The sequence below is a fragment of the Mucilaginibacter sp. P4_G9 genome, from assembly GCF_056400985.1.
Map to the genome: position 1 here is coordinate 1 of NZ_JBFUKF010000737.1, position 1391 is coordinate 1391.

At 42.8% G+C, this 1391-nt stretch carries 1 protein-coding gene; it reads right to left on the reverse strand.

Going from position 1 to position 1391, the window contains the following annotated elements:
- Nucleotides 1-1267, reverse strand: a 1267-nt coding sequence (locus AC1DPZ_RS27205; RefSeq protein WP_477409402.1) for a CCA tRNA nucleotidyltransferase, incomplete at its 3' end; no start/stop codon positions are given.
- Nucleotides 1268-1391 lie beyond the last annotated feature (124 nt).

Below are 1391 nucleotides of genomic sequence, written 5' to 3' on the forward strand. Positions count from 1 at the left end.
CTTTTATACCAAAAAGCTGCATAATATCTATCCCGGTAACCGGTGGCTGCCAGTTTCTTATACTATCGCGCTCCTCAACATCTTTTAATTTTTGTTGAACAAGCTCAAAATTGTTACGGTATTTTTTAACCTTGTATTCGTTTTTTGTGGTAATGTCTGCTTTACACAACAACATCAGGCCATCAATGTCATCACCTGCCTCAAAAAGTAACCTGCGTACCGCCGAATCTGTTACGATAGATTGCGACAATACAATTGGGCGTAAATGCAGCTGAACAAGTTTTTGTACCTGCTTCATTTTTTCGTTAAGTGGTAGTTTTAACTGTGCAAATATTTTAGGCACCATGCGCGCACCCCTGTCTTCATGCCCATGGAAAGTCCACCCGTGACCAGGCTCAAAGCGCTTGGTAGCAGGTTTGGCTATATCATGTAATATAGCGGCCCAGCGTAACCAAAGGTCGGCGGTGGTTTCACAAATGTTATCAAGCACCTGCAGGGTATGGTAAAAATTATCTTTATKACCTTTGCCATCAATGTAATCAACCCCGTAAAGACTGGTCATTTGCGGGAAGATTTTGTGCAACAGGCCGGTATCAAACAAATAATTAAACCCGATTGAGGGCACAGGCGACAGGATGATCTTATTAAGTTCATCGGTAATACGTTCCTGGGATATGATACTGATCCGATCGGCATTATTTTTAATGGCGGCCACGGCAATATCGTCAATCCTGAAATTAAGCTGTGAAGCAAACCTGATGGCCCGCATCATACGCAACGGATCATCGGAGAAGGTTTCGGCAGGGTCAAGCGGTGTTCTGATGAGTGTTTGTTCCAGGTCGGCCAGGCCGTTGAATGGATCAAGCAGCGTACCAAAGGTATCGGGATTGAGAGATATGGCCAGCGCGTTAATGGTGAAATCGCGGCGTTTTTGGTCATCCTCCAAAGTGCCGTTTTCCACTATGGGCTTGCGGGAATCCCGGCGGTATGATTCTTTGCGCGCACCTACAAATTCAATTTCCAGGTCCTGGTATTTGAGCGAAGCAGTACCAAAATTTTTGTAGATTGCAACCTTTACTTTGAGTTTAGCGCCCACTGCTTCGGCAAACTCAATGCCATTGCCAATAATTACAATATCAATATCTTTTGAGGGGCGATTTAAAAAAATATCACGAACAAAGCCACCAATAGCATATATCTGTACACTGTGTTGTGCAGCAAGTTTGGATATAACAGAAAATACAGGATGCTGCAGGTGTTCTTTCATAGGAAACTCTAAATTCTAAGGGCTAAATCCTAAATTTTAGGCTTTAAAGCAAAGTGCAAAGGTAAGGTTATTTAAAATTTTAAGAAGCTGTCTGAAATAAATAAATCGCCACGGGGAAGTACAC